Below are 26,285 nucleotides of genomic sequence, written 5' to 3'. Positions count from 1 at the left end.
TAAGTGATGGTTAAAACCTTTAAAAGACGTTAATTAAGCCCTATATTTGTATCAAACAAAAAGAAAAAATAAAAAAGTAATATTATGATCGGAGTAGGACAAGAATTTCCAAAATTCTCAAAATTAGCAGTAGTAAGTTTAGAAAAAGGTAAAGAGTTTGATACTATTAGTTCAGACTATTTAGTAAATGAAGATAATGTGTGGACCGTAATTTTCTGGTGGCCGAAAGACTTTACTTTCGTTTGTCCAACAGAGATTGCAGAGTTTAACAAAAGTTTTGGTGAGTTCTCTGACCGTGACGCTCGTTTGATTGGTGCTTCTACAGACTCTGAGTTTGTTCACTTAGCATGGAGAAACAATCATGATGATTTAAGAGGATTGAAATTCCCTATGTTAGCAGATACTTCTAAATCTTTGGCTGGTGAGCTTGGTATCTTAACTAATGATGATGAAAAAGTAGCTTACAGAGCAACTTATATTATAGATCCAAGTGGAATTATCCGTTGGGTTAGCGTAAACGATTTGAGCGTAGGCCGTAATGTAAAAGAGGTATTACGCGTGTTGGATGGTTTGCAAACTGATGAGTTGTGCCCTTGTAACTGGGAAAAAGGACAAGAGACCTTAACTGTTTAAGTCTTTGTTGCTTAAAAATATCGTGGGGGTGTATCAAAAATAAAAACGTTGTCATTTGGATGAGTACAGCGAAGAGAAATCTCTTTCTTAAGTACTTCTGAAAGAAATCCCTCGACTGCGCTCGGGATGACAAATTCCTTTTGATACACCCCCTCTTTTTTAACATGTTTTAAATTAACTATTTGATTATCAATAATATGTCAGAAATAAAAGAAACTACAAAAGAACTTTTAGAGATTTTTGGATTGACTGAAATCACTAACGAATCGTTAAGATTATTGAATGCTGTTGACTTCAAATATCTGAGAGATTTAAAACTTAACTTTAACAGTACGTTGACTTCTGAGCATCTTTCAGAAAAAGAATGTGGTTTAATAGGTCTTTCTATTGCATCTAACAACCAAAATAATGTACTTGTTAAGTTTTATACCAAATATGCTTTTGAACACGGTGCTACAGAGGAGGAATTGGCAGAGGCTGTTGCCTGTGCATCTTTATTAGCGTCTAACAATGTGTTCTACCGTTTCCGTCACTTCACAGGTAAAGAAAAGTATGGCCAAATACCAGCGCGTATAAGAATGCAGATTATGGTTAAGCCGGTAACTGGTAAAGAGTTTTTTGAACTGTTAAGTTTGGCTGTATCTGCTGTTAATGGGTGCGAAATGTGTGTAAATGCTCACGAAGATTCTTTAATTAAATTAGGGGCATCTGAAGAAAGAGTGTTTGATGCGATAAGAATTGCTTCTCTGGTTACCTCTGCCGGAAAATTAATATTTTAAAAAACAATCAAAATGAACCTTCTGAGACGGTTATTGTGAATGTGGAAAACTTATGTGACAAAAATTGAGCTTGTCCTTGTTGTTTTCAAAATCTTTTTCAGTAAATTAGTAACTAGGTTAATCATTTTGTTAGATTTTGGAAATCTAACTAGTCATAGGTTTTAATTGTTAACAAAAAACGCCAGCAATTTTGCTGGCGTTTTTTGTTAACATGTTTTTATTTAAAAAAGTAGCAGAAAGAATACTTGGGTAAGCTCTGTTTTTAAGCTAAAAGAATTGTTACTTTTGCAAAATAGATATTCATAAAAACAACCTTTATTTTTATAAACACCTTATATAGAAGTATATTTTGAATCAATTGAAGCATATTTTTGGTAGTGTTTTTAAAAGAAGGTCTGCAGATGAACATTCTTTCCGAATTTTTGTCAATACCTATCAGGATAAGGTTTTTCGTCTGATTTCTTTGTTTGTTAAAGATAAACATGAATGCGAAGAACTTGTTTCTGATGTGTTTTTTTCTTTATGGGTCAAGAGAGAGGAATTAGGGGAGGTTGATGATCTGGAAAGTTATGTGTTTATTATGGCCAGAAACAAAGCATTTAATTTTCTCAGGAAAAAAAAGATGGAAATAGCGGATATTGACGAAGTTAATATCGATTTATTTTACAATACCCACACTAACCCCGAATCCATATATATAAATCAGGAAACTGTAGCGGCTTTAAATAAAGCTATAGATGATCTTCCGAATAAAACAAAAATGGCTTTTTTGTTAATACGGGAAAATGGAATGAAGTATAAAGAAGCCGCAGATATTTTAGGCGTATCTGTTAAAACGCTGGAAAAACAGGTTGCATTTGCTGTTTCTAAACTTAAGGAAAAACTAAAAAAATAGAACTTTTACTGTTCTGTAATCATCAATTGCTGTCTTTTTTGTGAAATTCTAATTTTCTATGGGGGATTTTTCAAAACGGGGTGTCTTTAGCTATATAAACTTAAATTTTAATAAAGACTATAGTTATGAGAACAAGAAGCCAACCAACTTGACCTGCTTTCTCAATCAATTTTTTAATTAAATGTTGCTGTATGCTTTCTGTACTTGAGTTATGTTTAAATAACATAAGGATGGATACTTGTGGCCTATGAGCAGCAGGGAGAATACAAAATATATCACTTATTTATATTGTTGCATGAAAAAAAGTACTGTATTGTTTTTTATGATTTTGTTATCATATTTTGCCGTTACGGCTCAAGTGAGGGAAGAATTTGAGCTTTATGTAAAGGTGCCCGGGGCAAAAAAATCAGAAACGTATAAAGAGAAAACCGAAACGGTTATAAATGTACATCCTGTATTATGGACCACCAGTGTATCGGTACCAACCTTGACTTATTTTGGTCCGGAACTGTCTCTAAAAACAGATGCTGCTGTTATTATTTGTCCGGGAGGAGGTTATGGAGGGCTGGCTATTAGTCACGAAGGATATGATGTAGCTGCGAAGTTTGCAGAAATGGGTATTTCTGCCTTTGTTTTGAAATACCGTTTGCCTAGTGATGAAATTATGACGGATAAAAAGAACGGACCTTTGCAGGATGCCCAACAAGCTATAAAATATGTCCGTGAACATGCGTTAAAATATGGGATAAACCCTCATAAAATAGGAATTATGGGCTTTTCTGCCGGAGGACATTTAGCATCTACAGCATCTACTCATTTTAGGAGAGAGACTATTGAAAATAAAAACCGGACAAGCTTACGTCCTGATTTTTCAATACTGATGTATCCGGTAATTACTTTTGGAGACTTTACCCACAAAGGCTCCAGGGAAAATTTAATTGGAAAAAATGCTCCTCAGGAGTTAGTTGATTTATATTCCAATGAAAAGCAGGTGACAGCAGAGACTCCTGTTACTTTTATTGTTCATTCTAACGATGACGATGTTGTTCCTATAGAAAATGCTTTCGATTATATTAAAGCCCTAAATAAATTTGGGGTAAAAAATGAAGCTCATATTTATGCTGTTGGAGGACATGGTTTTGGATTGGATAGTCAGCGGATTCATGACAATTGGTTTGATAGATTACTGAACTGGATGAAGGGAAATAATTTACTGAAAGCTGATTAAGTTCTGAGCTTGTTTAAGTTATCGCCATAGGTGTCCGTTTTTAACTGTAATTAATTTGGTCTCACTAGAAAATGCTTGTTATGCTATTTGTAAGAGAAAGTTGTAAGAAAGAACGCGTCTTCAAAATATTTGTCAGCACATATCAGGAGAAGGTGTTTCGTTTGATCTCGTTGTTTATTAATAATCAGGATGAATGCGCTGAGCTTACTTCTGATGTATTCTTTTCTTTGTGGAGAAAGAGAGAGGAGTTAGAAAGAGCGGATGATTTGGACAATTATGTGTTTACCGAGACGAGAAATAAAGTGCTTAATGTGCTCAGAGACCAGAAGGTTAATACGATGGATATGAGTTAGACTCTTATGGTCTGCCTTTTTAAAGAAAAATAATTTCTTTATGGGGGATTATGATAGAGTATGTGTCTTTAGCTGTATAAACTTAAATATAAAGACTTAAAGAATTATGGAAAGAAAAAACCAACCAACCTAACCTTAATGTAGTCTGCAAAATTTTTCGGCAGACAGATTTTTCCTTTTGTATAAGTTTTATGCTGGTTATGCGCCTGGTGCATGACAAGGTATTCTTATGCTTAATGTGAAGCAAAATCAATGAAACAAAAACTAATTAAAATAAAAAATTATAAACATGAAAAATCAATTATTACTAATGTCTGTCCTGATGTTTTTGGTCTTAGGATGTAAAAAGTCAGAAAAAGGAGAAAATCCAGTAGATTTAAAAGTGGAGACAACAACTGTTTCCAGTTTAACAGCTGTAAGTGCTAAAGTAGGAGGTGTAATATCGGGGGCAGAGCCTATAAATGAGAGAGGGGTTTGTTGGGGAAATGAAAGTAATCCTACAATAGAAGGAGGTAAGTATGTTGCGGATATAGATGTTGCTACAGGCGAATATTCCATTAAAATAAAAGGTTTAGATCCAGAAACCATTTACTATGCGAGGGCTTATGCAAAAACAAAGTCGGGCCAAACGGTTTATGGAAAAGTAGTTGAAATAGTAACTAAAAACGTAGTTGCTTTAGCCGAGTCTAATAGTTATTTAATTGGGTTTGATGATGCAGTAGTAATACCAGTGTCACGAGCAAACAAGACTTCTTTAGGAACGCAAATCTCTTCTACAGAAAGTTTAACGGCAGAGCTGTTGTGGATGGACAATTATGATATTATTGATGAGGTAAAAATTGTTGGGTCTGGGTCTGCGGCAAAAATTGTTGTTTCTACAGGGAATGTAAATGGTAATGCTGTAGTAGCTGTAAAAAATGCAAATAACGAAATTAAATGGTCTTGGCACATTTGGGTAGTAGAAGACGTGAAAGCAATAGGGATGATTACATTGCCTTCTGGTGCCAAAATTATGGACAGAAACTTAGGTGCGGTAAATAAAGCACCTGAAGATGCGGGAGCCATAGGTTTGCAATATCAATTTGGACGTAAAGATCCTTTTACTGCCTCTACTAGTTTTGGTACTCCAAGTGAAGTATTGTTAATGGACCTTGCCGGAAAAAATCCAGCTATCCAATTTGAGGATGGACCTAAACCACTTGCTTATTCAATCAAAAAACCTTTGTCATTTATTAAAAGTACCGGTGTTGATTGGGAAGAAAATGGAAGTATATCATTTTGGGCTAATGATTTAGGTACAAAAACGGTATATGACCCATGTCCTTTAGGCTATAAAGTTCCTGCTAAGGAAATTACAGAGGGTTTAGAAAAAACACATTTTAATACAGCTCAAAATGGAGGGTATCTGTTTTTATATAATAATCAAAGTAATATTTTCCCATATACCGGTTATCGCGAGGGGAACGGAAATTTAGATGCTACTGCTTTTTCTGGGAATTTGTGGTTTAATAGTTCTTTGGATGGGTTTGCTTTTTTAACAACATATCAAGACGGGGTAGTGTATCCAATAAACGGATCTCCAAGAGTTAGAGCAATGTGTATACGCTGTATGCAAGAATAATTGAATTTTTGTAGATTAGTGAGATTATTTGGTAACACTCTTTGGGGGATTTATTAAGAACAGGTGTCTTTACAGGAAGAAGTGTTTTATTAATTGTTATGGAAGATAGGTATTCTGTGTTAGTGTCAAAAATTCTTTCTGGTGAGGCCTCAGAAGAAGAACGAAAAGAATTTCGTCAGTTTCTGGCTGATAACCCTGATTATGATTTTACATATAATCAGCTGAAGGAATATTGGAATGCAGATATCCGAAGTACATTAATGGATGACAGAGAGCAGGTTACAGATAAAATTATGGCGAGAATTAAAGCTAACGACAGTGAGCCTGTCGTTAAGAAAAGTTCTTTAAGAATTGCTGTAGCGGCAGCGGTTTTGTTCTTTGTAACTACATGTGCCTTAATATATATGTATAAGGAGCAGGTAGGAAGTACATACACTTATGCTGCTCAATCTGTTCCGGTTGAATACACTTTGGCGGATGGTTCAAAAATAACCCTAAATAAAAATAGCTCTATCTCCCTGGCTCCGGATTATGGAGACAAATTTAGAAATGTGAAATTGGAAGGAGAAGCATACTTTGTGGTAGCAAAAGATAAGTCTCGGCCCTTTGTGGTCGAGACTAAAGGAACAAAGACCAGGGTACTTGGTACAAGTTTCAATATCAAAACACAAGGAAACGATGTGGTAGCTACTTTGGTAGAAGGATCTGTATTGTTTACATCAAGTGGCTGTAAAGAAACGCTTCGTCCGAATGAAGAATTGAGATACAATGTATCGACATCTAAGTTTGATCGATATGCTTGTGATGTTCAGATGAATACAGCCTGGGTATCGGGAAGGTTTAATTACTCGGGCGTATCCTTTGCAACATTTGTAAGCAAGCTTGAAGAAATTTATAATAGAAAAATTCAGGTTTCAGATAATCAGTTGGCAAGTCGTATTGTGTCGGCGTCATTTCTGGTAGAAGAACCTATAGAAGATATTCTTGAAGCATTAAAAGGAGAGCTAAAGTTTACGTATGTTATTGATAAAACCAATAGCATAAATATTAGCGGGAGATAAAGTAGTTACTAAATTATAATACACACACTATAAAATAAACCTTAGAGTTTAGTTAAATTTTAAGCTAGTTGTTAGCACCTATATCACTTGAATTGCACTTATTGAGGGCAAAAGGGGAGGTTTTTGTCTAAAATATTCTATAGAATAAACAATTTATATGAAAAATAAAATCATTAATGGTCTCAGGCAAAAGATTGTTCAGATGACTTTGCTGTTGCTTATGTGGAACACTACGTTCGTTATTGCTCAGGTTAAGCCAGAGCAGTTGAGAAGAAGCATCCAGTTGAGTGATGTGACTGTTCAGCAGTTGGTTGACCGGTTGGGGAAAGACTTTAAGTTCTCCTTTTTTATTTTGGACGATCAGGTCAGTAAAACAAAAGTGAGCGTCAATAAAAAGAATGCTACAATTGCAGAAATTCTGGATGAGGCTTTCCATTCAAAGGAGATTACCTATCAGATCCAGTCGAAAAATATCATCATTTCCCAAAAAAAAGCAATACAAAAGAGCGGCCTTTCAGATAAGGAACAAAAACTAATGAAAATAAAGGGTATTGTACTTAATACCCAAAAAGAACCTGTAAGCGGGGCCTTGATTGAGGTCCAAAATTCAAAAATGAAAGCAGTTGCTGATGTTGAGGGGAGGTTTAGCCTTGAAGCACCTGCTACAGGACAATTGATTGTTTCTTACATGGGCTATGGTATGCAGGTTGTTTATCTTTCAGGTTTGTCTAATTATGAAATTGTACTTCAGGATGAGGTGTACGCTTTGGAAGAAACAGTAGTTGTAGGATATGGTACGCAAAAGAAGGGTAATCTTACAGGTTCTATTTCTTCTATAAAAACTGAAAACCTAACTATTGCGCCAATTACTAATGTGACCAATGCATTAACGGGACAATTGCCTGGATTGAGGACTAAGCAAACCTCGGGAATACCGGGTGCAGATGGTTCAAAGTTGAGTATCAGAGGTTTTAATAGTCCTTTGGTTATTGTTGATGGGGTTGAAACAAGTTTTGAAAATATAGATCCGGGTCAGATTGAATCGATATCAATTTTGAAAGATGGGGCTGCATCTATATATGGAGCAAGAGCAGGGAACGGTGTGGTATTGGTTACTTTAAAAAAGGGAAAAGAAGGAAAAGTAAGTATTGCAGCTAATGTTTCGCAAACTATGCAGAATTCTATGACCTTAATACCAACAGGAAGTTCTGGTCAACGGGCAGAATGGGATCGCGAAGCACACATTAACGCAGGGTTACCAGCTTCTCAAATACCCTGGACATTGTCTCAAATTGAAGAGTTTTATAAAGGGACGAATCCTGATTATTTGAATACAGATTGGTTTTCGGCAGCTATACGTCCATGGGCACCTCAGCAAAATCATAATGTTTCTGTAAGCGGAGGAAGTGATAAGGTTAACTTTTTCTCCTATGTAGGATATAATAAACAAACCACTATAGCCAGGCATGATGGTGGGGCCTACGACCGTCTGAATACACAGATTACAATGGATGCAAAACTTTTAGAAGGTTTGCAGCTTTCGTCCAGCTTTAATTATATAGGTGAGTACAGAGATTTCACTTCTATGAATTTAGGTCATTCAAATTATTATAATGCTTTGTATGATAGTGATCCTAAATATCCTTTATACTTGCCAGACGAATCTATGCTTTCTTATGCGGGTAGCTCAACAGGAAATGCATTATTTGTTTCCAGTCGTGAATTGGCTGGGTACAGCAGAAGTAATAATAAAAACCTACGTTTAAACTCTGCCCTAACCTATGATTTTAAAAATGTAGAAGGGTTAAAGTTTAAAGCTTTTATTAATTATAGTGGCAGTACCGGTTTTTCGAAGATATTTAGGAAACAACCAGATTTTTATTCTTACAGGGCCGCAACAGACGAGTATATTTTTGAAAGAAAATCGGCAAACCCAACTATGATTTTCTTAGGAGCATCAAGTTCCAGCGATTTAACTCAACAATACTCATTTTCTTATGAAAGAACTTTTGAAGGTGCACATCGTGTTTCTGCCATGTTACTTCACGAGAGAATCAATTATAATAACGAAGGTTTTGATACACAACGAGGTGATCTAACTTCGGAAGTAGTGGACCAGCTTTTTGTAGGAGATCCTACAACAGCGTCAAATAATGGTTCTGCATCGGAAATGGGGCGTACCAGTTATGTGGGCCGTATAAACTACGGTTATAAAGGCAAATATTTGATAGAGACGATTTTTAGAGCAGATGCTTCAGCAAAATTCCCTAAAGATGGCAGATGGGGATATTTCCCTAGTGTTTCATTGGGCTGGGTGCTTTCTCAGGAAGGTTTTCTTGCAAAATCTAAGGTTGTAGATAATCTGAAGCTAAGAGCCAGTGCCGGTCATTCCGGAGATGACGGAATAGGAAATTATCAATATTATGCGGGTTACTCTTACGATATGTCTTATATCATGGGAAGCAATATTTATCAGGGACTTTATTTAACAGGATTAGCTAATCCTCAATTATCCTGGGAAAAGCTAGGTATCTATAATGTGGGCTTAGATTTTTCTTTGCTGAACAGGAAAATATACGGAACTGTAGAAGGTTTTTACAGATTAAGAGAAGGGATCCCTGGGTATAGAGTAAACTCCCTTCCTTCTTCTTTTGGCGCCGCACTGCCATTAGAAAATATGAATAGTATTGATACAAGAGGGTTCGAACTTGAAATCGGTACTAAAGGAAAGATCAATAAATTCTCTTATGATATTGCCGGAAACATATCCTGGTCAAGAAGTAAATGGGTTAAGTTTGATGAACCTGTTTATGTTGATCCGGATCAGGATAGAATTTATAGAAATACAGGCAAGTGGACAGATGAACGTTGGGGTTATGTTTCTAATGGTCTTTTTACCTCAGGAGATGAAATTCGGGCATTGGGTTTTAACTATGTGGAATTAGGAGGGAATGATGGCATCCGCCCGGGAGATGTTAAATATGTAGACACTAATGGAGATGGGAAACTAGACTGGAGAGATCAGGTTGAAATAGGAAAAGGCACAATGCCTAACTGGATGGCTGGTTTACTACTTAATTTGTCTTATCAGAATTTCCACCTGAATGGAGTTTTCCAGGGAGCATTTGGTTATACCACTTATATAGATTTGGAATCTGCACCAACCACATTGAAATACGAAAACAGGTGGACCAGTCAAGAAAACAATCCTAATTCTCTTGTTCCCCGACCAGGAAGTAAAAATTTAGCAAACTGGTGGTATTCTGATTATAGAAATCATAACACTTCGTACTTGAGATTGAGAAGCCTTTCATTAGGGTATGAATTTAATGAAAAGCTGTTGAAGACTTTAAAAATGAGTAAGCTACGTGTTTATGTGGCGGGAACAAACCTCTTTACTTTAAGTAATCTTAACAAACTTGGTGTAGATCCAGAGGCACCTGAAGGAACACCTGCCTACTATTATCCACAACAAAGGACTGTTAGTATGGGCTTAAGTTTAAACTATTGATAAAATACATATAGATATGAAAAAAATTCATGTAATAATAATCTTTTTAGGGTGTTTGCTAAGTTCCTGTAAAGATAGCTTACTGGAGAAGGCACCTCTGGATAGGTTTACAGATGCTGTAGTATGGAAAGATCCTGCGCTTATTGATGCATTTCTTTTATCGCAATATGCTTACACACCTGTAATGATTAATGATGCAACTACCGTGTTTTCGAGTTGGGATGGTTCGCCCATGAACCGGGACCCACGTAGCAGCAATTTAAGGTATTGGTTTGGAAATAGTGCACAGACGTTTGGTCCGGGCCTGTCTATAGAAATTAGTGATGAAGCCAAATATACTTCAGGAGCCTGGGCTAACGTGGCTGCGGAAAAAGCCTGGGGAATTTCTATTGATGGTGGAGTTATGGAATGGTGGGATAATGCTTATTATACCATCAGAAATTTGAATGAATTTATTGAGCGGGTACCATCTTCTCCATTAAATGAAAGACTTAAAGCAACCAGAGTTGCCGAAGCCCGATTTTTAAGAGCCTTCTGTTATTTTGCCATGGTGAAAAGATATGGTGGTGTACCTTTGTTAACTACTGTACCTCAATTAGACTCTCCTGAGAGTTTATTATATCCTGAAAGAAATACGGAACAGGAGCTTTGGGATTTTATTTTGAAGGAAACCAAAGAAATAGCCGAGATTTTACCTTCTGTTCAGGACGAATATGGTAGAGCGACAAGTTGGTCTGCACTATCATTACACAGTAGAGCGGCACTTTATGCCGGCAGTATAGCAAAATATGGTACCCTTCACGCAAATAAGTTAACAGGTTTGCCTTCAGGCTTGTCTTCTGCATATTTTCAGATGGCTTATGATGCTTCGGATAAAATTATAAAGGAAGGTCCTTTTAGTCTTTATAAAGCAGATATACAGGGGAGTAATGTAGATGCTCGCGTACAGAATTTCAAAAATATTTTTCTGGTGAAGAGAAATTCAGAAATTATTATGGCGAAACAACATGGCGGGAAAAGTTTTGATCCGGGAGGCGGAACGAGTACATGGTCATGGGATATTTGCCACGCTCCCCGACCATCTGTTTGGGGACAAGGAAATTATCAGGCACCTTATCTGGAATTAGTTGAAGCTTTTGAATACGCTGATGGACGACCAGGAACATTGGATAGAAATTATGTACAGTCTCGTCTTTGGACAATGAAAGAATTATGGGATGGTAAAGATCCACGGTTTTATGCGTCTATATGGACAAATGGGACTCCATGGAGAGATGCCGTTGCCAGTAATTTTGGTAAAGACACCATCAATTTCCACAGAGGGTTAATTACAGAAGATGGAACCATGTTAACAACATTTACGGCATCATACAAAGGTATGCCTGCCGTTGGAGATCAATCTTACTTTCATGCATCAACAGGTATTTTAAATACCGGATTTGGGATTATGAAATACCTGGATCCGACAGCAAATAATATGATATGGTTGATGGAATCGCGTACAGATTATGCCATTTTTAGATTGGGAGAAACCTATCTTAATTATGCCGAAGCAGCTTATGAATTGTCTAAGCCTAATGATGCTTTATTGGCTGTTAATGAGATTAGATCCCGGGCAGGCATAAAAGAGTTAACCTCTATTGATATGGAGAAAATTCGTCATGAACGACGTATAGAACTTGCTTTTGAGAACCACCGTTACTGGGATTTGCGCAGATGGCGTGAAGCTGAAACAAAGCTAACCCGGTCATTCAGTGGAATACAGTATGTGTTGGATTATACTACCAGGAAATACAAGGTACTTATACACGACGAAATAGATGGAGACCAGAGACCTACATTTCCTAAGAGGTGCTATTATTTCCCAATAACAAAAACAAGAACTGGTCAAAATTCAAATTTGAAGGAGAATCCAGATTATAATTAGAAAAGTTAAATGATGATACGTAGAATACAATTGTCGATTCTTTTTTGTCTGTTCAGTGTTTTTTGCGCGTTCGGCGCAAAAGATACTTTGAATATCATACCCTATCCAAACAAAGTACAGGTATTAGATGGGTATTGTGACCTATCTAAAGGAGTTAATGTAGTCGGCGAAAAAGTGATGGCTAAACAATTATATGATTGTTTCCAGAATGATTTTGGTATCTCCCAAAAAAGTAAAGGTGTTAAGGTCTTTTTTATGTACTCCTCTGAGATTACCAACGAGGAAGGGTACAGGCTAAATATAGATTCTGATAACATAACCATTCATGCGTCTAACAGAAAAGGACATTTTTACGCACTGCAAACATTAAGGCAACTGGTCTCTGATAAACAGTTGCCACGTGTTCGCATTATTGATGAGCCCACATTTTCCTGGAGAGCTTTTATGCTGGATGAGGCAAGACATTTTCATGGTAAAGAAGTGGTGAAAAAGATGATTGACGAAATGGCAGCCTTGAAGATGAATACTTTTCATTGGCACCTGACAGATGATGCGGGGTGGAGAGTTGAGATCAAGAAATATCCATTATTAACTAAAATTGGCTCTAAACGAGACAGCACACAAATTGAAGATCTTAATCTGCAAGTACCGGGAGAGACAGGAAACGCTGCCTATGACGCATTTTTAAGAAGGTATCAAAGTAATAAATTTGATGGTAAACCACATCAGGGCTATTACACACATCAAGATATTAAAGATATTGTGGCGTATGCCAACGAACGGTGCGTTCAGGTGATTCCAGAAATTAGCATGCCAGGACATGCTTCTTCTGCTATTGCATCGTATCCCTGGTTGGGTACTACTGGTCAGCCAATAGAAGTGCCTACCCGTTTTGGAGTGATGTTAAATGTTTTTGATCCGTCCTCTAAAAAAGCCGTTCAGTTTCTTAAAGATGTACTTGCAGAGATTAGTCCTCTTTTTCCAGCGCCTTATATTCATATAGGTGGGGATGAAGTGAAACACGATCAGTGGAAAGCTTCCAAAAACATTTCAAAGTATATGGAAGAGAATAACCTGAAGAACTATAAAGATGTGCAGGTAAAGTTTACAAACGAGATTAGTGATTTTGTAGAAAAAGAATTGGGAAAAAGTATCATTGGATGGAGTGAGATTCTAGGTGTTGATACCCATGCATGGCAAAAAGATGCAGGAAAAACGTCTCAGAGCTTATCAAAGAATGCGGTCGTACAATTCTGGACAGGTAATAAGGATATTTTAAAGTTTGCGTTAGACAACAAATATAAAGTTGTTAACTCTTATTGTGAGGATACTTATTTAGATTATTCTTATGAGCAGTTGCCGCTTAAAAGATCGTATGCCTTTCAGGTAGTGCCAGAAGGATATAAAAACTCTTCAATAATTGGATTGGGATGTCAGCTTTGGACAGAATGGGTTCCAGACATTGCTACAATTCAGTATCAGGCCTTTCCAAGGATTGCGGCTTATGCCGAGCTGGGATGGACAAGTGAAGATAATAAATCGTATAACCGTTTTTTAAAAAACCTTAAACCATTAATGGCTAAATGGGAAGCAAAGGGGTATAATCTTCCGAAAATCGAATTAAAATAATTGTAAAACATTGATATATTTAAAGTTATGAAAAGTTTGTTGATTGTGATTACCTTAAGTGTAATGCAGCTTTTTGCGGCGTGTAAAAAAAACTCTGGCAATGAGAATGGAGAGGAAATACCAACAAATAACACTTCTGGTTATGATATTCTCAATATTGGAGAAATAGCCATAGGCTTGTGGGTAACACCTCCAGCAAATAATCAGACAAGTGACGAGTATAAAAAAATAAAAGAATGTGGGATAAACTTTGTAAATGGATTTTATTTTCATGAAAATAGTAATAGTCGAATAATGAATGTGTTAGACTATTGTGAAGAACATGGTCTGAAATACTTTGCGAGCCGTGGAGTAGTGACAGAAGATATTGCAAAATACGCTAAGAATCCAGATCCGGCTTTATTGAAGAAATTTACAGATGGTATGAAACCCTATGCAAATCATCCGGCTCTTGCTGGAGAATTGCTGATGGATGAACCTGGAAAACCTCTTTTTAATGCTGTTGAAGCCTTTGTTTCTGCTTTAAAGAAAACTTATCCTGATAAACTTTGGCATGTTAACTTACTGCCGTCTTATGCAACCGGCGGAATTCAGACATCCAGTTATGCAGATTATATTAACTCATGGATGCAGACTATGTCGCCACACTATTTATCGTATGATAGCTACCCGCTATTAACAGATGGTACAATAGCCAAAGATTATTATTCTAATCTGGATTTCATCAGAGCAAAATCCAGGTTTCAGGAAATTCCTTTTTGGACATTTATTCAAACATTGTCTATCTCCGGAACACCAGGAGTGCCGGACAAAAGAGAACCTAACGAAGCCGATATTCGCTGGCAGGTATGGTCAAACCTTGCTTTTGGTGCCAAAGGAATACAATATTTTTGTTATTGGTCGCCCGGTAATGGTAGCGAAAGTTTTGGAGAAGCTTTGATTGGTTTAAACGGACAAAAAACAGCGCGCTACGATTATGTGAAAAAATTGAATACTGATATTAATCCGGTTGGAAAAATTTTATTAGAGTGCCATGCGGAAGGCGTTATACAAACAGCTACAACTCCTTATAGTTTGTATGAACCTTTGTATGATTATGGAGAAGTTGTATCAGTTTCCGGAGATGATAATATTGTAGGATGTTTTAAGTCTAAAGAAGGTAAAAACAAAGTGTTGATAACCACTTTAACACCCAAAAAAGATGCAAATGTGACGCTTTCTTTAAAAAATACAGTAAGCAAAGTTAAGGTCTGGAAAAATAAAGTTATGACAGAAGAAACTCCTTCTAATAATAAACTGAATTTTTCTATAAAGGCAGGAGATGCCGTTTTTGTAGAGTTTTAATTTAATTTTTCTAAAAATGAAGAGAATATACAGGCAGCTTTTTTTGATATGTACAATAATATTAGTGAATATTATTCCTTCTTTTTCGCAAAATCAGGTTGCTTCCGTATTACCTGTTCAGCTTCGGTGCGAGTACTTAGAAAGCCCCCGAGGTTTGGATGTATTGAAGCCTCGATTGAGTTGGATTCTGCAAGCTGTTCGTGAGTCAGATTACGGACAAATGCAAACGGCATACAGAGTTTTAGTTGCCTCAAATCCAGATTTGTTAAATAAAAACATAGGGGATGTATGGGATAGTAAATGGATTACATCCGATGAGATGCAGCATATCAATTACAACGGTAAAAAACTAGACTCAGACCGAACATATTATTGGAAAGTAAAGGTGAAGGATGAAAAAGGGCGGGAGTCTAATTGGAGTAAATCAACTTTATGGAGTACCGGTTTACTCCATCAGGAAGAATGGATGGCCAAATGGATTGGTAGTAAAGAATTATATGATCGTTATGCTGCAACCAATAATATATCAGATCCATGGTTTCGTAAGTCCTTTGAAGTGAATAAAAAACCGGGTAAGGCAACACTTTTGGTAGCATCGGTAGGTTATCATGAAGTTTATGTAAATGGCGAGCGTATAGGAGATCATGTTTTAGCTCCCGCGGTGTCAAATCATACTAAAAGAGCCAGATATATAGCTTACGATATTGCTTCAAAGCTGGTTAAAGGTAAAAATGTTATTGCTATCTGGTTAGGAACATCATGGTCTATTTTTCCAGGTTATATTTTAAATGACGATCGTCCGCTTACCCCCATAGTAAAAGCACAGGTTGCTGTTTATGAGGTAAGTAATCCATCTTTTGATGCGAAACCAATTATAAATATCTGTACGGATGAATCCTGGAAAACAAAGTCTAGTCCTAATAAACTTGTGGGTAAATGGGACTTCAAACGTATGGGAGGAGAATTGTGGGACGCAAGAAAAGAAGATGAATCGTGGAATCAGGTAAATTGTGATGAAAGCCAATGGAAATATTCGACTGTTTATCCTACCAAACTTATTATGTCTGCCCAAACAGTAGAACCTAATCGTGTTTTTGAAGAAATAAAACCTATTAGTATTAAAAAAAGAAACGATGGTTCTTATCGTGTAGATATGGGCGTAAATTTTGCGGGATGGACCAGTGTAAATGTGAACGGTACCCCGGGTGATACGATTACATTTCAATATTCAGAAAGGAAGCAAAACGATATTACTTTTGGACTTCATAGTGCTTATGTACTTAATAATAGTGGGAAAGGGACGTTTAAAAATCGCTTTAATTATAGTTCGGGAAGGTGGATTACAATCCGTGGATTGAAAAAGCCCTTGACAATAGATGATGTAAAAGGCTGGATGGTACGAACAGATTTTAAGACGGCATCGAATTTCGAAAGTTCTGATACGCTGCAAAACTGGATGTATGATCGTATAAAATGGACCTTTGAAAATCTTTCTTTAGGAGGTTTTATTGTGGATTGCCCGCAGCGAGAACGCATGGGATACGGAGGAGATGCACACGCAACGAGTGAGACAGGCATGTTTAATTATCACATGGGGGCATTTTATACCAAATGGATGGAGGATTGGAGAGATGTACAGGGAACAGAATCTATGGTTGGCGATATGCTGGACACCAGTTATGCGAGAAAAAAGGTTACCAGTGGCCGTCTTTTAAACAATGGTGTAATACCGCATACAGCACCTACTATTTGGGGCGGTGGCGGTCCTGCCTGGGGCGGTATAGTAATTACATTGCCCTGGTTTATGTATCAACATTATGGAGATACACAGGCTTTGGAAAAGAATTTCGAAATGATGAAAGGCTGGTTGTCTTTTTTAGATACCCATGTAGAAGGTAACCTGTTAAGAAGATTTGGTGGAGAATGGGATTTTCTGGGAGATTGGCTATGGCCAAATGCCACAGCAGAAGGAATGAATAATGACTCTCCGGAAAACTTGTGCCTGAATAACTCTTATTACATCTTTAATTTGCGGACAGCAGCTAAAATAGCTCATCTTATTGGTCGTGATAAAGAAGCTGCGGCCTGGACGAAGCAGGCAGAGTTGTCTTCAAAGGCTGTGAATGCTATGTTTTATAAAGAGAAAGATAATAGCTATTCTGATGGATCTATGTCAAATCTTGCGGCGGCGTTGTTAGCAGAAGTTCCTCCGCATGAAGTAAGAGAAAAAGTTCTTAAAAGATTAGAAAAAGAGATTCTTGAAGTTAGAAGCGGACATATTCATGCGGGAATTACGGGAGGAGCTCTTTTGTTTAAACTGTTAAGAGACGAAGGAAGGGATGATCTGATTTACGCCATGACGTCAAAGAAAACCTATCCAAGTTGGGGGTATATGAGAGATAATGATGCTACAACAATTTGGGAAATGTGGGAAAAAGATTTGCCCGGACACTCTTTACTACACAGCTCTTATTTATATCCGGGAGCTTGGTTTATTGACGGAATGGGGGGGATCAGAAGACATCCGGATTATATAGGGTTTAAACATTTTATAATAAGACCTCCAGTTTCTCAGGCAGCAGAAATTAATATTAATAAGACAAAAACAAAGTTTGACTCTCCTGTAGGGACTATTGAGGTTGATTGGGAAAGAGAAGGAAATCAGCTATTGCTAAATGTTGTTGTTCCTCCTAATAGTATCGGGATTTTACAATTGCAACCCAAAGAAGCAGTCGATATTAAAAAATATAAAACGGTAAAAACTTTGTCCAAGCAAGGAAATTATTTACAGTACGAACTACTGCCGGGGAGATATAATTTTAAATCTATGAAATAGAGGTCGGTTTAATATAGATTATTTTATTTTTAAAAGGAGCCGTCTGAAATTAGTGTTTTTTTGTCAGGATGAGCGGAGTCGAAGCCTGTATAGTGCGATTCAAGGCATATTTCGACTCCGCTCAATATGACATTCCTGTTTATGAGACAGCCGCCTTTTTTTAATGTAAATCGCTTGGAATATCTACCTTTTTCTTAAATTTTTGCAGGTACAATAAAGGAATACAACAGACCATAATAATTCCTACAATCCAGTATGCATCTAGATAAGTTAAAAGATAGGTTTGTTTTATAACTGTTCCTTCAATTGCTTTCAGTGCAGCAGTCTTTGCGTCCAGGTAACTATAACCTTTGGCTACAAAGCCAGCGATTAACTTGTTAAACCTTTCTACAAAAGCAGTATTATATTCGTTAATGTTAACCAATAGATTATTTCGGTGTAAACCCTGTCTTAGATGTATAAAGGTGGTTAATGCAGCAATACCAAAAGACCCGCCAAGTTGTCGGGACATATTGTTTAACCCTGTTCCCTGTCCAATCTCTTTTCCTTTCAGATCCTGTATAGCTAAAGTTGTTAAAGGAACAAAAAGTAAGCTTAGTCCCAGACCACGAATAATCAAAGGCCAAAAGAAATCTGATGTTCCTGAAGATAAGGTGCTATTATTAAGCATCATCAGAAATACAAAAAACAATAAGAGACCGGCTGTTGCCATAAACTGAGCCGGGACACCACGTTTTAGCATTTTACCAATCAAGGGCATCATCATAATGGTAGCGAGACCACCCGGTAAAAGAATTTCTCCGGTTTGTAAAGCCGAAAATCCGAGCAGGTTCTGACAAAATATGGGGAATACAAATACGGACCCATAAAGTCCGAAGCCGAGAATAAAACTGGTAAACATACCAATAGAAAAGCTTTGTTTTTTTAATATCCTTAGGTTCACTACAGGGTGGTCTATTCCCAATTCCCTCCAAACAAATAATAGCCCTCCAATTACTGTAATAACAGTAAGTACAACAATATAATTAGTAGCAAACCAGTCTTCGCTTTCACCTTTTTCCAAAACAGTTTGCAGACTGCCTACGGTAACGGCTAACAATATGATTCCCCACCAGTCTATTGGTTTTCCGGCAGCTTCCTTGGCTGTTGGTTTTATAAATAAATAAGCGCTGAAGGCAGCAATAATACCTACTGGGATATTTACATAAAATATCCAGGGCCAGGAGAAATGGTCGGTAATATATCCACCAATAGTAGGGCCTAAGGTAGGTCCAACTACTGCGCCTAAACCAAACATGGCTGTGGCGGTACCCACTTCTTCGGGCGGCCAAGTTTCCAATAAAATTGCCTGAGCGGTAGATATTAGTCCACCACCCGCAAGTCCTTGCAGGATCCTGAAGGCTATTAATTCTTCCAGGCTTACAGCATTACCACAAAGAAAAGAAGCTATGGTAAAGATGATAATTGAAGTGAGAAAGTAGTTTTTTCTTCCGAATTTATCTCCCAGCCACCCCGACATAGGTAATATAATTACGTTTGCTACTGCATAACCTGTTGTAATCCATGCTATGTCTTCAAGAGTTGCGCCTAAGTTTCCCTGAATCTGGGGTAAAGATACGTTCACAATAGTTGTATCTATCAGTTCAAGTAAAGAGGCGGTAATTACGGTAATGGTAATTACCCATTTTTTTAATCCTTTTTCGGCCATCGACTGGTGTTTTTATCCAACATGAACAGAAACTTTCACACTCATTCCGGGGCGTAATTTTTCTATAATTTTATTAGTTTGGTCTATTTTGATTTTTACGGGAATCCGTTGAATTACTTTAACAAAGTTTCCGGTAGCATTATCGGGTGGTAACAAAGCAAATTTAGCTCCGGTAGCAGGTGAGAAATTATAAACTTCACCTTTTAGTGTAATATCCGGAAAGGCATCTACTATAACTTCTACTTCCTGACCTTCTTTTAGTTTTTCAACCTGTGTTTCTTTAAAATTAGCCGTTACATACAAACTGCCTTCGTTAACGATGGAAAAGAGCGCTTGTCCAGGTTGAACCAATTGACCAATTTGTACGTTTTTCTTGGAAGCTATTCCCGTTGCAGGAGCTTTAATGTCAGTATAGCTCAATTGCAGACTGGCAAAATCAACATCTGCATGATGTTGTGCAAGACCGGTTTGTGTGGCGCTTAATTGAGATTGGCTGGTGCCAATTTGTTTTTTTACAACTTCGTACTGGTTTTTTGCAGCTTCCAGTTGAGCATCAGCTGCTATTTTTTCAGCTTTAGCATAATCAAACTGCTGTTGTGTAATAGATCCATCTTTGATCAGGTTCTGGAAACGAATAAAATCCTGATTGGCTTTGGTTGCCCGGGCTTTGGCTGCATCAACATTTGCAGAAGCACTACCCAATCCTATCGTTGTAGAGCTGATTACAGACTCACCCACATTGATATTGGCTTGTACTGATTTTATACCGGCTAATGCCTGCTCTAATTTGATTTTATAATCCCGGTCGTCTAATTTTACTACTACCTGGTTTGCTTTAACTGCAGTGTTCTCTTCAAAGTAAATGGAGTCCACATAACCTCCAACTCTGGCAATAACAGGACTGATATCTGCATCTATCTGAGCATCATCTGTATCTATGTGTTTGCTAAAATATATATATTCTTTAATCCCTATAAAAGCACCTATGATGATAATGATACCAAGTATAATTGGGATGATCTTGTTTGGTTTTGATGATTTCTTTTTCATTGTTGTGTTGATAGGCTGGATTATTTTGTAAAAAGTTGTCCGGATGATTTCAATAAATCATAATAAGCTAGCTGGGCATCTGCTTTTGCCAATTCTAAATTGATTTTAGTTTGAAATAACTGTGTATTGGCATCTATTCGGTCTGTTATAGATGCAGTGCTGTTGGTGTATTTAGATTGTACAATTCTGTCGTTTTCTTCTGCCTGGTCTACAGAGGTTTGAATGATTGCTATTTTCTGTATAGCCAGGTCGTAATTCTGAAAACTTTCGTTAACTTCTGATTTTAGTTTGTCTACGTACATTTCTTTATGAATCAGACTTTCGTCTTTTCTAATAGACGCCTCAGTTACTTTATGCTTGTTGGTCCAAAGGTTTCCAAAGTTCCACGATAGGTTTGCCGCAGCACTTATTGGGGCTATAAATTGTTGTTCTTTAGGAATAAAACTGCCATTTGGATTGATGTAATAGGCACTGATGCCTAAACCCAGAGTAGGTAATAAATTAGATTTAACACTTTTTAAATTAATGTCTTCCAATTTTACCTGATTGTCGGCTTGTTTAATTTCTTGTCTGTTGTTTAGTGCAAGAGCTATATAAGAAGCTAGCGAGCCGTTTTTCGATATGCTTGTCTCAGATTTAGTGGTTTCAATTTTTTGCTCTTGCGGAAATCCTAATAAGATATCAAGGTCATAATTAACAATGTTTTCGTTTTTAAGGATATCTAATCTTGTAAGCTCAATGTTTGCTTTTTGCAATTGTAATCGTAACAGGTCGTTTTTAGTAACCAATCCCTGTTCAAAAAATCGTTGCGTTTGTGTTATTTGCTTATCTATAGCTACAATGTTTTGTCTGACAACGGCCTGGCTCACCTGTAGTTTGTACAGGTTCAGGTAAGTTTTTATAATAGCTATAGATATTTCTTCTTTATCTTTATCCAGATTGAGTTCCGCAGTTTTTTTTAACAGGTCTGTTGATTCCCGGGCATACCTGAGTTTGTTCCCTCCAAATATCAGTTGTTCAACAGATAGGTTACCTAAAATAGCGTCTGCTGATTTTGGAAGTTCTATAGGTTTGGAGCTCCCTATTTGTAAGGTGTGAGATGGTATTTCTGCGTGGTTGTAGGTGATACCCGCTTTAGCGGTTGGTAGTTGTGCGTCTTTGCTTTGGTTGTAGACAGATACGGCTTCATCTATCTTTTTTTGGGAGAGTTTAAGTGTTTTGCTGTTTTCTAGTCCTAGATTTAAAGCTTCATCTAAGCTTAGTTTTTTGTTCTCTTGGGCGAAGGAGCTCAGCATAGAAACACTTAAACTCAGAATGAGCAAGTGTTTGTTTCTGTAATTGATGTTCATCTATTGTTTTATTAAATAAGCTTTTAAAAGTGTTACCATGTGGTTGTAAAGTCTAGGTCTTACTATATCTGCTAAAACCTGAGGATCCGAGGTATCAACACCAGTGACTCTTGAAGATAAATAGGTTGCATTTACAATAAAGTTTTTGGTACCGAAGATCGTTGCAATCAGCATGTCAACATCTACATCGTTGAAATTACCCTTGCTAATACCATCAGTGATTATCTTTTTAATTTCGTTAATATTCTTGAGTAACATCTCATAAAGAGCATCCGATAAATCTGTTCTTTGAGCAAGTGTGATTTCCCGATATATTATTTTTTGAAAGCAAAAATGAGTGGTTATCCTATCGCAATACGACGCTATCCATTTTTCGATCTTTTGCCAGGGATCAATAGAGGTGTTGTTAAGGTTTTCTGTGTATTGTCTGAAACTAGATACTCTACGTTCAAAGACATTCAGAAATAATCCTTCTTTACCGCCGAAATAATAATTGAGCATAGAGATGTTTACGCCGGCTTCTTTGGCTATATGTCTTGTAGAGGCCCCATCGTAACCTAACTCAGAAAATAATTGCTCGGCAACATCAAGAATAATTTCTTTTTTGTCTGTTTTTTCTTTCACGGCTCAAAATTAATCAATCGATCGATTAATTTTGAGCCGTGAAAAAAAGTATTCAAAAAAAATACTTTTGGATGACTGAAAAAGAAAAGAAGAAGTGTGTTCTAATTGTAGCTTTTTACTCTGCAATAGTCACTTCTACTCCCATAGATTCTAATGCCTTTACAGTAGATTCGGTAATTCCAGAATCGGTAATAATCTGGTCTATATCTTCAAAACCACATATTTTCCCAAATCCTTTTTTTCCGAATTTAGTAGAGTCGGCCAAGACAATAGTTTTTTGAGAAACTTTAATCATTTCTCTGTTTATTTGTGCTTCCATGGAATTGGTTGTGGTAAGTCCAAATTCCAGATCAATACCATCTACACCTAAAAATAGTTTAGAACAGAAAAAATCTTTTAAGGCCTCTTTTGCATAATTTCCCGTAACGGATGTGGAACTTTTACGCAGTACGCCACCTAATTGAATAATTTCTACATTATCCTCTTTAATGAGTTCTAAAGCAACGTTTAATGCTGCGGTAACAACAATTAAATTTCCTTTTACGTGAATTGCTTTTGCAAGAGCCTGTACCGTTGTGCCCGACGCAATAATGATAGAATCATTGTCGTGTACCAGTTGAGCAGCAACATTTGCAATCTTTAGTTTTTCTATAGATTGTATTTTTTCTTTTTCGTTTACAGGCCTGTCTACGGTATAAGGGTTTTGTTGAGTTGCTCCTCCGTGAGTTTTAAACAGAAGTCCTTTCTTTTCCAGAAGTTTTAAGTCCTTTCTTATTGTTACGGGAGAAACTTTTAGTTCTTTACAAAGGTCTACGACAGCAACATATCCTTCTTGTTGTAGTTTGTTAATGATAACTTGATGTCGTTCTGCAATGTTTAGCATATATGAATCTATGTTAAAATTTCCTAAAGTTAACCTAATTAAGGGTAAAAAAATAACAAAATAATAATTTAGAGATTAATATTATTTTTTGTTTCTTTTTAAGTTTCGTATAATTGCTATATATTTCTTTTTTGTCGTAAAAATATGAATAACAACTATGAAAACTAGACAGGAGCAGGTAGCGTCTTTACAAGATGGGGCAGTATGGGATATTGTAATTATTGGTGGTGGAGCCACCGGATTAGGTTGTGCTGTTGATGCTGCATCCAGAGGATATAAAACCTTATTGCTTGAGCAATATGATTTTGCGAAAGGAACATCAAGCCGGAGCACAAAGCTGGTACATGGTGGGGTAAGGTATCTGGCACAGGGCGATGTGGCTTTGGTTAGAGAGGCTCTAAAAGAAAGAGGGCTGCTTTTTCAGAATGCACCACATTTAGTTAATAAGCAAGCTTTTGTTATTCCTTGTTTCGATTGGTTCTCCAAGGCAAAATACTTGATAGGATTGAAGATGTATGACTGGTTATCCGGTCGATTTAGTTTTGGAAGTTCGGTTTATTTGAACAAAAAGAAAGTGATTGATTCTTTACAAGGGATTTCGGGTAAAAACCTGGCAGGAGGTATAGAATATTATGACGGACAATTTGATGATGCCAGACTGGCGGTAAATTTAGCGCAGACAGCTATTGAAAACGGTGCCTCTGTTTTGAATTATGCTAAAGTAGTATCACTTTCAAAAGATGATAAAGGAACATTAAATGGTTTGGAGCTATTAGATGTAGAAACCGACCAAAAATATACCGTTCAAGCCAAAGCAATTGTTAATGCTACCGGAGTTTTTGTTGATGATATTCTGAGTATGGATACTCCGGGAAGGAAACCTATGGTTAGACCAAGTCAGGGAGTACATTTAGTTCTGGATCGCTCTTTTATGAAAGGAAATTCAGCTTTAATGATACCTGAGACTTCTGATGGGCGTGTACTATTTGCGGTGCCCTGGCATGAACATCTGGTGGTGGGTACAACAGATACTTTGTTAGATAGCCATAGCTTAGAACCCCGAGCTTTGCAAAAAGAAGTTGAATTTATTTTACAAACAGCGGGAGCTTACTTGGAAAAGGCGCCTACAGAAGCAGACGTGTTGAGTGTGTTTGCGGGCTTGAGACCATTAGCTGCGCCAGATAAATCAACCAGTAAAACCAAAGAGATATCCAGAAGCCATAAACTTATTGTTAACCAAAGTGGATTGGTAACCATTACCGGAGGGAAATGGACTACTTATAGGAAAATGGCAGAAGATACCATAGATCAGGTAATAAAGACAGCAGCACTTTCAATGAAGGAATGTGTAACCGAGAATCTGAAAATTCATGGTTATACCACGCAAAAAACAGAAACCTATTTGGATATTTATGGTAGTGATGCGCAAAATATTCGATTACTTAGTCATTCCAATCCATCTTTAGCAGAAGAACTGGATAGTAAGTTTCCTTATACCGGAGCAGAGGTGGTGTGGTTTGTAAGAAATGAGATGGCCAGAAACGTTGAGGATGTTTTAGCCAGACGACTAAGAGTTTTGTTTTTAGATGCAAAAGCAGCTATAGATATGGCGCCTAAAGTGGCGGCTTTGATTGCTTCGGAATTGAATATGAGCAAAGAATGGGAAACACAGCAAATAGCAGATTTTACCACTTTAGCTAAAGGATATTTGTTAAAGTAAAACCTTATCCTGTAATTTAGTCGTTATACTTAAGTTAATGAAAGCAATAAAATTATTTATTACGGCAGCTTGTTTGCCTCTGTTTTTCCTCAACGGAAATGCACAAAATCTAAAAAAGACAAAGTTTAATACACTGACCATTTTGGGGAAAGGGGCCAACACAGAAAGTGAGTTTCATAGAGTTGATACCGTTAAATATCCCGATATGCCAAAAGGAGTTAAGGGCCTATTGACCAATTCGGCAGGACTTTTTGTGACTTTTAAAACCAATAGTACTTCTATTTCTGCCAAGTGGTGCGTAACCAATAAAAAAACTTCATCGAATATGACTGCGATTGCCTATAAAGGTCTGGACTTGTATATCAAGAAAGATGAAAAATGGCAATTTGCAGGAGTGGGAAGACCTAATGCTACATGCTCTGAATATGATTTGGTGAAAAATATGGATAACTCTGAAAAAGAGTGTTTGGTTTATTTGCCATTATATGATGAAACAAAAAGCTTAGAGATTGGGGTTGATGAAAATGCTTCGTTTACTGAGTTAGAAAATCCATTCAAAAAGAAGATTGTTATCTATGGTTCCAGTATTTTGCAAGGAGCTTCTGCAAGCAGGCCCGGCATGGCGTATCCTGCTCGTCTAAGTCGTTCTACCGGATTTAATTTTGTTAACATAGGGTTGAGTGGCAGTGCAAAAATGGAAAAAGCAGTTGTAGATATGCTGGCAGATATGCCTGCTGATGCTTATATACTAGATTGTATTCCCAATTCTTCCCCTGCAGAGATCAAGGAACGTACATCATATTTAGTAAAAACCCTTCGGTCCAGATATCCCAAAGCTCCAATTATTATAGTACAAACTATTGTGAGAGAACATGGTTTCTTTGATAAAAGTGTAGGTGCCAGAGTGAGCCAGCAAAATGAGGAGATATTAAAACAATATGAATTATTGAAAGGACAGGGAGTAAAGGATCTTTATTTTATTACTGCCGAAAATTTATTGGGAACAGATCACGAGGCAACGGTGGATGGTACACACCCGAATGATATTGGTTTTGACAGAATGCTTCAAAAGTTGGAACCGGAGGTATTGAATGTTTTAAAAAAATATAGAGAATTTATGATTAAGTAATTGGT

The 26,285-nt window shown here is 37.0% G+C and carries 19 protein-coding genes; 14 read left to right on the top strand and 5 right to left on the bottom strand.

The genetic code is table 11. The features are described from left to right. Positions 1-84: 84 nt before the first annotated feature. From ACFSAH_RS04460 to ACFSAH_RS04405, 12 genes are all read left to right on the top strand, one after another. On the top strand, positions 85-633 hold the full coding sequence (locus tag ACFSAH_RS04460) for a peroxiredoxin (RefSeq protein ID WP_379661497.1): 549 nt from the start codon (positions 85-87) through the stop codon (positions 631-633). 197 nt (positions 634-830) lie between these two features. Continuing rightward, positions 831-1,412 (top strand): carboxymuconolactone decarboxylase family protein, encoded by a 582-nt coding sequence (locus tag ACFSAH_RS04455; protein ID WP_379661496.1) that lies wholly within the window; start codon positions 831-833, stop codon positions 1,410-1,412. A gap of 349 nt (positions 1,413-1,761) precedes the next feature. Continuing rightward, positions 1,762-2,307, top strand: a complete 546-nt coding sequence (locus ACFSAH_RS04450; protein ID WP_379661495.1) for an RNA polymerase sigma factor — start codon at positions 1,762-1,764, stop codon at positions 2,305-2,307. Positions 2,308-2,602: 295 nt separating this feature from the next. After that, positions 2,603-3,535 carry an alpha/beta hydrolase gene (locus ACFSAH_RS04445; protein WP_379661494.1) on the top strand — a complete coding sequence of 311 codons (933 nt, stop codon included), beginning with the start codon at positions 2,603-2,605 and terminating at the stop codon, positions 3,533-3,535. An 80-nt stretch (positions 3,536-3,615) separates the two neighbouring features. Beyond that, the gene (locus ACFSAH_RS04440) at positions 3,616-3,888 is read left to right on the top strand and encodes a sigma factor (protein WP_379661493.1); all 273 of its coding nucleotides are present in this window, start codon (positions 3,616-3,618) and stop codon (positions 3,886-3,888) included. A gap of 289 nt (positions 3,889-4,177) precedes the next feature. Further along, positions 4,178-5,509 (top strand): hypothetical protein, encoded by a 1,332-nt coding sequence (locus tag ACFSAH_RS04435; protein WP_379661492.1) that lies wholly within the window; start codon positions 4,178-4,180, stop codon positions 5,507-5,509. Positions 5,510-5,607: 98 nt separating this feature from the next. Then, complete coding sequence (locus tag ACFSAH_RS04430; protein ID WP_379661491.1) at positions 5,608-6,570, top strand: FecR family protein; 963 nt, start codon at positions 5,608-5,610, stop codon at positions 6,568-6,570. Between the two features lie 157 nt (positions 6,571-6,727). Then, positions 6,728-10,081 carry a TonB-dependent receptor gene (locus ACFSAH_RS04425; RefSeq protein ID WP_379661490.1) on the top strand — a complete coding sequence of 1,118 codons (3,354 nt, stop codon included), beginning with the start codon at positions 6,728-6,730 and terminating at the stop codon, positions 10,079-10,081. A 16-nt stretch (positions 10,082-10,097) separates the two neighbouring features. After that, complete coding sequence (locus ACFSAH_RS04420; RefSeq protein ID WP_379661489.1) at positions 10,098-12,008, top strand: RagB/SusD family nutrient uptake outer membrane protein; 1,911 nt, start codon at positions 10,098-10,100, stop codon at positions 12,006-12,008. A gap of 87 nt (positions 12,009-12,095) precedes the next feature. Continuing rightward, positions 12,096-13,637, top strand: a complete 1,542-nt coding sequence (locus tag ACFSAH_RS04415) for a beta-N-acetylhexosaminidase (RefSeq protein ID WP_379661488.1) — start codon at positions 12,096-12,098, stop codon at positions 13,635-13,637. Between the two features lie 27 nt (positions 13,638-13,664). Then, positions 13,665-14,981, top strand: a complete 1,317-nt coding sequence (locus ACFSAH_RS04410; RefSeq protein WP_379661487.1) for a beta-galactosidase — start codon at positions 13,665-13,667, stop codon at positions 14,979-14,981. 16 nt (positions 14,982-14,997) lie between these two features. Continuing rightward, positions 14,998-17,817: a family 78 glycoside hydrolase catalytic domain gene (locus ACFSAH_RS04405; protein ID WP_379661486.1), complete on the top strand. Its 2,820-nt coding sequence runs from the start codon at positions 14,998-15,000 to the stop codon at positions 17,815-17,817. A 160-nt stretch (positions 17,818-17,977) separates the two neighbouring features. On the opposite strand, the gene ACFSAH_RS04400 is transcribed toward ACFSAH_RS04405, so the two are convergent. The 5 genes from ACFSAH_RS04400 to ACFSAH_RS04380 form a co-directional block, all read right to left on the bottom strand. Beyond that, positions 17,978-19,525, bottom strand: a complete 1,548-nt coding sequence (locus ACFSAH_RS04400; protein ID WP_379661485.1) for a DHA2 family efflux MFS transporter permease subunit — start codon at positions 19,523-19,525, stop codon at positions 17,978-17,980. A 12-nt stretch (positions 19,526-19,537) separates the two neighbouring features. Next, positions 19,538-20,575, bottom strand: coding sequence for an HlyD family secretion protein (locus tag ACFSAH_RS04395; RefSeq protein WP_379661484.1), 1,038 nt, complete (start codon positions 20,573-20,575; stop codon positions 19,538-19,540). Between the two features lie 20 nt (positions 20,576-20,595). Continuing rightward, positions 20,596-21,924, bottom strand: coding sequence for a TolC family protein (locus tag ACFSAH_RS04390; protein WP_379661483.1), 1,329 nt, complete (start codon positions 21,922-21,924; stop codon positions 20,596-20,598). Further along, complete coding sequence (locus ACFSAH_RS04385; RefSeq protein WP_379661482.1) at positions 21,925-22,548, bottom strand: TetR/AcrR family transcriptional regulator; 624 nt, start codon at positions 22,546-22,548, stop codon at positions 21,925-21,927. A 115-nt stretch (positions 22,549-22,663) separates the two neighbouring features. Continuing rightward, on the bottom strand, positions 22,664-23,431 hold the full coding sequence (locus ACFSAH_RS04380; protein ID WP_379661481.1) for a DeoR/GlpR family DNA-binding transcription regulator: 768 nt from the start codon (positions 23,429-23,431) through the stop codon (positions 22,664-22,666). Positions 23,432-23,588: 157 nt separating this feature from the next. On the opposite strand from ACFSAH_RS04380, the gene ACFSAH_RS04375 reads away from it, so the two are divergent. Together ACFSAH_RS04375 and ACFSAH_RS04370 are read left to right on the top strand one after the other, a co-directional pair. After that, the gene (locus ACFSAH_RS04375) at positions 23,589-25,151 is read left to right on the top strand and encodes a glycerol-3-phosphate dehydrogenase/oxidase (protein ID WP_379661480.1); all 1,563 of its coding nucleotides are present in this window, start codon (positions 23,589-23,591) and stop codon (positions 25,149-25,151) included. 37 nt (positions 25,152-25,188) lie between these two features. Next, complete coding sequence (locus tag ACFSAH_RS04370) at positions 25,189-26,280, top strand: SGNH/GDSL hydrolase family protein (protein WP_379661479.1); 1,092 nt, start codon at positions 25,189-25,191, stop codon at positions 26,278-26,280. Positions 26,281-26,285: the final 5 nt, after the last annotated feature.

Source organism: Pseudopedobacter beijingensis, assembly GCF_042678145.1.
GTDB classification, from domain to species: domain Bacteria; phylum Bacteroidota; class Bacteroidia; order Sphingobacteriales; family Sphingobacteriaceae; genus Pseudopedobacter; species Pseudopedobacter beijingensis.
This window is presented reverse-complemented; position numbering and strand designations above follow the sequence as displayed.

What these genes read in the sequence shown, in the direction of transcription:
- ACFSAH_RS04460 (WP_379661497.1), top strand. Translation starts at nt 85, where the DNA reads ATGATCGGAGTAGGACAAGAATTTCCAAAATTCTCAAAATTAGCAGTA.
- ACFSAH_RS04455 (WP_379661496.1), top strand. Translation starts at nt 831, where the DNA reads ATGTCAGAAATAAAAGAAACTACAAAAGAACTTTTAGAGATTTTTGGA.
- ACFSAH_RS04445 (WP_379661494.1), top strand. Translation starts at nt 2,603, where the DNA reads ATGAAAAAAAGTACTGTATTGTTTTTTATGATTTTGTTATCATATTTT.
- ACFSAH_RS04440 (WP_379661493.1), top strand. Translation starts at nt 3,616, where the DNA reads ATGCTATTTGTAAGAGAAAGTTGTAAGAAAGAACGCGTCTTCAAAATA.
- ACFSAH_RS04435 (WP_379661492.1), top strand. Translation starts at nt 4,178, where the DNA reads ATGAAAAATCAATTATTACTAATGTCTGTCCTGATGTTTTTGGTCTTA.
- ACFSAH_RS04430 (WP_379661491.1), top strand. Translation starts at nt 5,608, where the DNA reads ATGGAAGATAGGTATTCTGTGTTAGTGTCAAAAATTCTTTCTGGTGAG.
- ACFSAH_RS04425 (WP_379661490.1), top strand. Translation starts at nt 6,728, where the DNA reads ATGAAAAATAAAATCATTAATGGTCTCAGGCAAAAGATTGTTCAGATG.
- ACFSAH_RS04420 (WP_379661489.1), top strand. Translation starts at nt 10,098, where the DNA reads ATGAAAAAAATTCATGTAATAATAATCTTTTTAGGGTGTTTGCTAAGT.
- ACFSAH_RS04410 (WP_379661487.1), top strand. Translation starts at nt 13,665, where the DNA reads ATGAAAAGTTTGTTGATTGTGATTACCTTAAGTGTAATGCAGCTTTTT.
- ACFSAH_RS04405 (WP_379661486.1), top strand. Translation starts at nt 14,998, where the DNA reads ATGAAGAGAATATACAGGCAGCTTTTTTTGATATGTACAATAATATTA.
- ACFSAH_RS04400 (WP_379661485.1), bottom strand. Translation starts at nt 19,525, where the DNA reads ATGGCCGAAAAAGGATTAAAAAAATGGGTAATTACCATTACCGTAATT.
- ACFSAH_RS04395 (WP_379661484.1), bottom strand. Translation starts at nt 20,575, where the DNA reads ATGAAAAAGAAATCATCAAAACCAAACAAGATCATCCCAATTATACTT.
- ACFSAH_RS04390 (WP_379661483.1), bottom strand. Translation starts at nt 21,924, where the DNA reads ATGAACATCAATTACAGAAACAAACACTTGCTCATTCTGAGTTTAAGT.
- ACFSAH_RS04380 (WP_379661481.1), bottom strand. Translation starts at nt 23,431, where the DNA reads ATGCTAAACATTGCAGAACGACATCAAGTTATCATTAACAAACTACAA.
- ACFSAH_RS04375 (WP_379661480.1), top strand. Translation starts at nt 23,589, where the DNA reads ATGAAAACTAGACAGGAGCAGGTAGCGTCTTTACAAGATGGGGCAGTA.
- ACFSAH_RS04370 (WP_379661479.1), top strand. Translation starts at nt 25,189, where the DNA reads ATGAAAGCAATAAAATTATTTATTACGGCAGCTTGTTTGCCTCTGTTT.